Annotated in this window: 7 protein-coding genes and 1 pseudogene; 6 read left to right on the top strand and 2 right to left on the bottom strand. The window is 39.4% G+C overall.

Annotated features, from left to right (window positions below; translation table 11 throughout):
* Positions 1 to 392: pseudogene (locus A0J48_RS25510) on the bottom strand (hypothetical protein); the annotation flags it as partial.
* Between the two features lie 373 nt (positions 393 to 765).
* Here A0J48_RS25510 and bchB point away from each other — a divergent pair.
* The 6 genes from bchB to A0J48_RS25480 all read left to right on the top strand — a co-directional run bounded on the left by bchB (position 766) and on the right by A0J48_RS25480 (position 5,530).
* On the top strand, positions 766 to 2,316 hold the full coding sequence (bchB, locus tag A0J48_RS25505) for a ferredoxin:protochlorophyllide reductase (ATP-dependent) subunit B (protein WP_200327372.1): 1,551 nt from the start codon (positions 766 to 768) through the stop codon (positions 2,314 to 2,316).
* A gap of 283 nt (positions 2,317 to 2,599) precedes the next feature.
* On the top strand, positions 2,600 to 2,989 hold the full coding sequence (locus A0J48_RS25500; RefSeq protein ID WP_200327371.1) for a hypothetical protein: 390 nt from the start codon (positions 2,600 to 2,602) through the stop codon (positions 2,987 to 2,989).
* A 16-nt stretch (positions 2,990 to 3,005) separates the two neighbouring features.
* Positions 3,006 to 3,362 (top strand): hypothetical protein, encoded by a 357-nt coding sequence (locus tag A0J48_RS25495; protein WP_200327370.1) that lies wholly within the window; start codon positions 3,006 to 3,008, stop codon positions 3,360 to 3,362.
* Positions 3,363 to 3,540: 178 nt separating this feature from the next.
* Positions 3,541 to 3,726: a hypothetical protein gene (locus A0J48_RS27675; protein ID WP_325079154.1), complete on the top strand. Its 186-nt coding sequence runs from the start codon at positions 3,541 to 3,543 to the stop codon at positions 3,724 to 3,726.
* A 148-nt stretch (positions 3,727 to 3,874) separates the two neighbouring features.
* The gene (locus A0J48_RS25485) at positions 3,875 to 4,795 is read left to right on the top strand and encodes a M23 family metallopeptidase (RefSeq protein ID WP_200327369.1); all 921 of its coding nucleotides are present in this window, start codon (positions 3,875 to 3,877) and stop codon (positions 4,793 to 4,795) included.
* 189 nt (positions 4,796 to 4,984) lie between these two features.
* The gene (locus A0J48_RS25480) at positions 4,985 to 5,530 is read left to right on the top strand and encodes a late competence development ComFB family protein (protein ID WP_200327368.1); all 546 of its coding nucleotides are present in this window, start codon (positions 4,985 to 4,987) and stop codon (positions 5,528 to 5,530) included.
* 327 nt (positions 5,531 to 5,857) lie between these two features.
* On the opposite strand, the gene A0J48_RS25475 is transcribed toward A0J48_RS25480, so the two are convergent.
* Positions 5,858 to 6,673, bottom strand: a complete 816-nt coding sequence (locus tag A0J48_RS25475; RefSeq protein WP_200327367.1) for a L,D-transpeptidase — start codon at positions 6,671 to 6,673, stop codon at positions 5,858 to 5,860.
* Between the last annotated feature and the right edge of the window lie 251 nt (positions 6,674 to 6,924).

Below are 6,924 nucleotides of genomic sequence, written 5' to 3'. Positions count from 1 at the left end.
GTTGATAATAAAATAGTCATCCAAGCATATAAACCTTCCCAAATACTTACTATTCCTGGTATATATCCCTTGGGTTTTCCTATCTCCGGTGCTTGTAATTTAGGAAAATATTTACTGATAAATATATGAAATATGTGATGAGTAAAAGCAATAACGAAAATAGGCGATATAATTGCCAAGATTGCAAAAATAATAAATAATTCTGGACTATTAGTAAAAGATGCAATTTTATAGCCCAATTTTCCCGTATTTGTAAATACAAAAGCAACGATTCTTAAGCATAAGGCCAGAATAATGGCTTTTAACCAAGAACTAGGATATGGAAACCAAACAGGCAAAATGGTTTTTTTTGGTGTTTGGTTATTCACCCTTGATGAATTAGGTTTAGTCATAAATAGCACTAAAGCAACTATACTCATCCTACCATTGTTTTTACTTAGTGCAGCATAAATAACATGATTTCAACCCAATCCATTGAAGACTTATTTCAGATAATTGAAAATTTCTATAATTTTTCTATGGTTAACATATCTATAAAAATTGATAAAATTCTTTTGCTAATAATTAAGATTTATTTGCAGAAATTACCAGTTTTTTTAGTTAATCAATCGCTATAATTCAAATCAGAACTGACTTCTAGCAATTATTAATAAATGTAAATAGCAAATATTCCTATTTCTTGTTCACTCCTATATTTGAGACAATCAGAAACGATTTAATTATCAAGCACTTATAGTTATTTAATTTGCAAAGGGAGATGACCAGATGAAATTGGCTTACTGGATGTATGCAGGACCAGCCCATATTGGCACTTTGCGGGTAGCTAGTTCTTTTAAAAATGTTCACGCCATCATGCACGCTCCTTTAGGTGATGACTACTTTAACGTCATGCGTTCGATGTTATCCAGGGAACGTGATTTTACTCCAGTTACAGCCAGTATTGTAGATCGTCATGTTTTAGCGCGTGGTTCTCAAGAAAAAGTGGTAGAAAACATCACGCGCAAGGATGCAGAAGAACACCCTGATTTGATTGTTTTAACTCCTACTTGCACATCGAGTATTTTGCAAGAAGATTTACAAAACTTTGTAGATAGGGCGCAAATGGATGCTAAGGGTGATGTGCTGTTAGCTGATGTCAACCATTATCGTGTGAATGAACTGCAAGCAGCAGACCGAACTTTGCATCAAATCGTACAATACTATATTGAGAAAGCGCGGAAAAAAGGGGAATTACCAACAACAAAAACTGAAAAACCATCAGTTAATATCATTGGGATTTCTACACTAGGTTTTCACAATAACCATGATTGTACAGAACTGAAAAAATTAATGGCTGATTTGGGAATTGAAGTTAATGCTGTAATTCCTGAAGGTGCTTCAGTTCATGAATTGAAGAATTTACCAAAAGCTTGGTTTAACTTAGTTCCTTATCGGGAATTGGGTTTAATGACTGCTAATTATTTACAAGCAGAATTTGGTACACCATTCATAGATATTACGCCGATGGGTGTGGTGGAAACGGCTAGATGTATTCGCAAGATTCAGCAGGTGATTAATGAACATATTTCGACTTCGCTCAATATAAAAGGTGCGAATGTTGATTATGAGGAATTTATCAACGAACAAACTTTGTATGTATCTCAAGCGGCTTGGTTTTCTCGTTCTATTGACTGTCAGAATTTAACAGGTAAAAAAGCAGTGGTTTTTGGTGACAGCACCCATGCTGCGGCCATGACTAAAATTCTGTCACGGGAAATGGGAATTCATGTAGTTTGGGCTGGTACTTATTGCAAATATGATGCTGACTGGTTTAAAGAACAGGTGAGTGAGTATTGCGATGAGGTATTAATTACAGAAGATCATGGTGCTATTGGAGATGCGATCGCTCGTGTTGAACCTTCTGCAATTTTCGGTACACAGATGGAACGTCACGTAGGTAAACGTTTAGACATTCCCTGCGGTGTCATTGCAGCACCTATTCACGTGCAGAATTTCCCCATTGGTTACAAACCATTTATGGGTTATGAAGGTACAAATCAAATCACAGATTTAATCTACAATTCCTTCACTTTGGGAATGGAAGATCACCTGTTAGAAATCTTTGGTGGACACGATACAAAAGAAGTAATTACCAAAGGAATATCTGCCGAATCTGATTTGAATTGGACAAAAGATGGTTTAGCAGAATTGAATAAAATTCCTGGTTTTGTGCGGGGGAAAGTGAAGCGAAATACGGAAAAGTTTGCCCGTGAACGGGGAGTTAAGGATATTTCGGCTGAGGTGTTGTATGCGGCTAAGGAGGCTGTAGGGGCGTAGGTTTTGGGGGTTAGCTAACTTTGACAGGGCATCTATTGAAGATGCCCTATTTTTATTCGTAAACTTTACCCCCCTGAAAAGTTAATTTTATTTTGTTTATCCTGGCATAGTCGTTAGGTTGGATCTTAGGGACTACCAAATAAAAAAATATCTAATTTTGTCTTGTGGGATGGGCTTTTAGCCCGTCCATTCAAAAAGCGGGCAAGATGCCCGCACCGCAAATTTGGATAAATTATTTTTTGGAACTACGTTGAGATAAAGAGACTTATATAAGGAAAACAAAATGAATAATTTTGAAAAATCAGCATTAATTTCCGAACTCGCACAACTTGGCATCAAGCATACTCCTGACAAAATTGTACGTATTGCTAAACAAGCAGATGGTAAAATCGTCTTTTTAGAAGAGGGAAAAGCTGGTAAAAGAGGAAGTGGACTTGTACACATTTTAAAAGAACATCGAGATGACTTTGCTAGACGCGGAATTTCCGAAGATGAAATCCCCGATGCTGTCATGGCTGCTGTAACCAGTGGAACGCTTCTTGGTTATCAAGGAACAACAGAACTTCCTAGAGAAATTTATGAAGTAACTTTTAATGGAAAAAAGCAGTACATAGCAGTGACGATAGGCGATAATGGTTATATAGTTGGGGCTAATCCCGCCTCCTTACCATGATTCCACCTGAGTAGCTATGGCAATAAAGATAAAACTGATGGCTGATTATGGATGCGATCCTTTATGGTGGGCAGATGCTGATAAAGTGGGTAACATCGATCCAGCAAGATTGCCCCTCAGTCAAGAAACCATTAACCATTTGAGAAAATGGGCGACTGATTATAATGCCACATTAAATTGGCAAGACCCCGCTAATTCACCAGAATTGAGTCCAGAAGAAGAAGCAGCTTTTGAATTAGAAGGAATTAGTTTATGGAAACAACTGCAAAAGGAACTTGCACCTAATTATGAAGTTGTTTATTTTAGCGAGTCATTAGGTAAAGTTGTCACAGATATCAATGAATTAGAATTTTTACGTGCTATCTATGCTTAACTAATTAGATTAAAAAATATCAGTTACAGCATGAGTAAAAATTCCACAATTCCCAACCCAGCAAACTTAACCGATGCTCGTAATAACCTATATAACATCTGCGCTCAAGTAGTTGCAGATAGAGAAATAATGATTATGACCCGACCAGAAGGTGAAAATGTCGCCTTAATTGCTGCTGATGAATTTAGAAAGTTTATTAGAAACAACTTATTTATTACGCTCACCCAACAATGCAGCGCGTCTTTTAACAGCTTTAGAAAGAGCAAAAGCCAGAACTTTAAAACCCCAAAGTATCAACGAACTACGTCAGGAGTTGGGAATTGACGAAAAAGAAGAAGGAGAAATCAAAAAAGCAAGAAATTAAAGTTGTTTATTTCAGTGAAACTTTACGTAAATTTGTCACTAATATCACTGAATTAGCATCATGACTATTTTTTTTGTGGAAGTGGAAACACCAAAGGTTATAAATTAGTCTGTTGAGAAACAGCAGCAATAGATTTTTTCATAACCTCATGACTAACAAAGCTCAAGCTATTAATCCGCAGAATAAGTTTCAGTGTGTTGGTATCATCAACCGCGCAAACAGAATATTCATGGGAATGGTTGCAGCTGTCCCTATTGCTTTAGCATTACCCGCAGACGCTTTAGAAGTACAGATAACACCAACTGCTCCGAAACTGGGAGATACAATATCAGTCTTAATTGATGTAGATAGCCAAGAAAATCCTAGTGTTCCCACAGTAGCAGTGGGAGAGAAAACATATCCAGCCTTTAAAATTTCTCCCCAGAGATATCGTGCTTTTATTCCTACCACTCCACTAGAAAAAGCTGGAGTCAGAAAAGTGACAGTAGCTGGAGATGGACAAGAAAAAAATCTAGCAGTTCAAGTAGGCGATCGCAAATTTCCCGTCCAACGCATCACCTTACCACCCGGAAAAGCCGGAGTAGAAGCCACAGAATATGAACTCCAGCGGGTAAAAGAATTTAAAGCCCTACAGACACCAGAAAAATATTGGAACGGTGTTTTCCTCAAACCCAATAAAGCCAGAATGTCCACAGGCTATGGTGTACGTCGCTACTATAATGGTAAATTTGCCAATGATTACTACCATCGTGGCGTTGACTACGCTGGTGGAACTGGTTCACCTGTCGTTGCTCCAGCAGCTGGGAGGGTAGCTTTAGTAGGTACAGTCTCCCAAGGTTTCCGAGTTCATGGTAACGTAGTTGGCATCGACCACGGTCAAGGAGTAACAAGCATCTTCATGCACCTCAGCCGCATTAATGTCAAAGAAGGCGATATTGTCAAAGCCGGACAACTCATTGGTGGCGTAGGTTCAACAGGTGCTTCTACAGGCCCACACCTACACTGGGGTTTATACGTCAATGGGCAATCTATTGATCCCAAATCTTGGCAAACTAAGGTAGTTGATTAATTCGAGTACCGAGTGCTGAGTATCGAGTGCTGAGTAGAGAGTACCGAGTGCTGAGTGCTGCTGTATGATATCGTTGGGCTGGTTGTTAATTGATTTTTCTCAATTACCAATTACCAGCCCTAAAAGATATGATAAGTATTCAAACGGAGATAATATTACCTCTATTGTTTAAATTTAATTGTGAGAATTATGAGTATTGAAAAAATTGTCGAACAAGCCCTTCAAGATGGTTATCTCACACCAGCGATGGAAGCAGAAGTGGGGCGCATTTGTGATAACGCCTCTGATCTTTCCATTGAGGAGTACATGGCTCTAGACCGACTCATGGGTTCATTGTTGACTGGTGAAGTAGTAGCAGTACCTCGCAAACAATTTATTAACGTGATGGAGGAATTGGTACTCACAGAGGTAATCGCCAAAGTTGCAGAAATTGAAGCCACTTCTGAAAGCTCCCTGGATGTGGGAGATATCACCGCTTACGCTCTCAATCGTCTGCCACCCCTGTATGCGACAACAGAAGAAGGAGCGAATTACCAACGTCAACGCGCTAAAACAGAACTTCAGGTTCTGATTTCTCAGCAGGTAGCAGAGGCAATTGCTCGTTATTTAGATAAACCTGATTTCTTCCCAGAACGTCAAGCTTTAGGCAAAAACACTGGCAATGAAATCCTCAGCCAAGTTAGTACCTTACTCCAAGTTTACGCGCCTAGTTTTGAGCAAAAATCTCAATCTTAATCAAGGGAATAGAGGAGCAGGAGAGAAATCAATTTTTCTGATTCTTCTGATAGAGGAGCTTGGCGTAAGCCATACTCCTAACTAGGGTTTGCTGAAAAAGTTATCGGTGTTCGCGCAGCGTGACGTGAGTCATGGGCTAGGAGTTCAGGAGTTCAGGAGAATTTAGAAGCAGTTAGGAGTAGTATCGAGCTTGGAAAAGTGGTCGGCTTTTGATGCCATCATCCTTTTTTCCTTACACTTTATTCGGATTTTATCCCCCTGTATACCTTGATTTATCTATGTTTTACATTTATTCAGCAAGCCCTAACTAGCAACTTACGTGCTGCACTAATTTCTTACTAACACTGATGTACCTAATTTTACTTGTTCATACAACATTCGCACATCAGAGTTACGCATTCTTAAGCAACCATGAGACACTGCTGCTCCTATTAAATCAGTATTAGGTGTTCCATGAAAGCCAATTTCGTTTCTTCCATCTGACCAAAACCCAATCCATCTATCTCCTAAAGGACTATCCGTACCTGCTGCAAATATTTCTCCAGTAATCGGATGCTTCCAAATTGGATCATGTTGCTTATGAATGACTTGAAAATCACCTGTTGGCGTTTCCCAACCCTTCTTGCCTACAGCAATTGGATAACTGGCTATCACTTCATCATAGCGGTAAACATAGACGCGGCGATCGCTTAAATCAACTACCACCTGTGTCCGATTCACTTCTAGTCCCTGCACTGATTTAGCTTGGGCTATCCCTGGAAAGAAAAAGCCCTTGGGACTATTATTCTCTTTTTGATTATCTCCTGTTTCTGGAACTGCTAACTTTGTCTCCTTGGGTGTGTCCGCAGTAGCATCTGGATTTTGGTTTCCTTGTACTAATCTCGTCTTAGGTTTGGTCGCAGAGGAATTTGCTGCTGATGGAGGTTCGGCCAAAGCTACTTCCCCAATGCCAATGCCTTCCGATGGATTTTTACCAGAGTCAGTGCGGTTGGTGGGATTTTTCCTCAATGTCGTGAATGCTGATTGATTTAGCTGCCCTGTTGTTTTCATAGTATGCCAATGGACAGCCAAAGACAAAATTGCTGTGCCAAAACAGAGGAACATTACCATCCGCGCTACAGATTCATTTCTTGCCATTGCCATCGCTTATTGTTTATCCCTGACATATCTGGCTCATTAAAATTATGGACTGCTAAGAGCAGCCAATTAGCAAAGAATTTATCAATAATTATCAGTTGTCTCATTACTCTGACAATATCTTTACAATTGAGGAGGAAGGTGACAGGTGACAGGTGACAGTTAAGAGGGAATAGGGAATAGGAGTTCAGTAGTTCAGGAGTTCAGTAGTTCAGGAAGAATAAGAAAGAAGTAATTTTTCCCCTGCACCTCTGCAC

Source organism: Sphaerospermopsis aphanizomenoides BCCUSP55 (assembly GCF_001586785.1).
Lineage (GTDB): Bacteria > Cyanobacteriota > Cyanobacteriia > Cyanobacteriales > Nostocaceae > Sphaerospermopsis_A > Sphaerospermopsis_A aphanizomenoides_A.
This window is presented reverse-complemented; position numbering and strand designations above follow the sequence as displayed.

Bases quoted from the DNA above. Each gene is read 5' to 3' on its own strand.
- A0J48_RS25480 (WP_200327368.1), top strand. From the start codon at position 4,985: ATGAGTATTGAAAAAATTGTCGAACAAGCCCTTCAAGATGGTTATCTC.
- A0J48_RS25485 (WP_200327369.1), top strand. From the start codon at position 3,875: ATGACTAACAAAGCTCAAGCTATTAATCCGCAGAATAAGTTTCAGTGT.
- A0J48_RS25500 (WP_200327371.1), top strand. From the start codon at position 2,600: ATGAATAATTTTGAAAAATCAGCATTAATTTCCGAACTCGCACAACTT.
- A0J48_RS25475 (WP_200327367.1), bottom strand. From the start codon at position 6,673: ATGGCAATGGCAAGAAATGAATCTGTAGCGCGGATGGTAATGTTCCTC.
- bchB (WP_200327372.1), top strand. From the start codon at position 766: ATGAAATTGGCTTACTGGATGTATGCAGGACCAGCCCATATTGGCACT.
- A0J48_RS27675 (WP_325079154.1), top strand. From the start codon at position 3,541: ATGAATTTAGAAAGTTTATTAGAAACAACTTATTTATTACGCTCACCC.
- A0J48_RS25495 (WP_200327370.1), top strand. From the start codon at position 3,006: ATGGCAATAAAGATAAAACTGATGGCTGATTATGGATGCGATCCTTTA.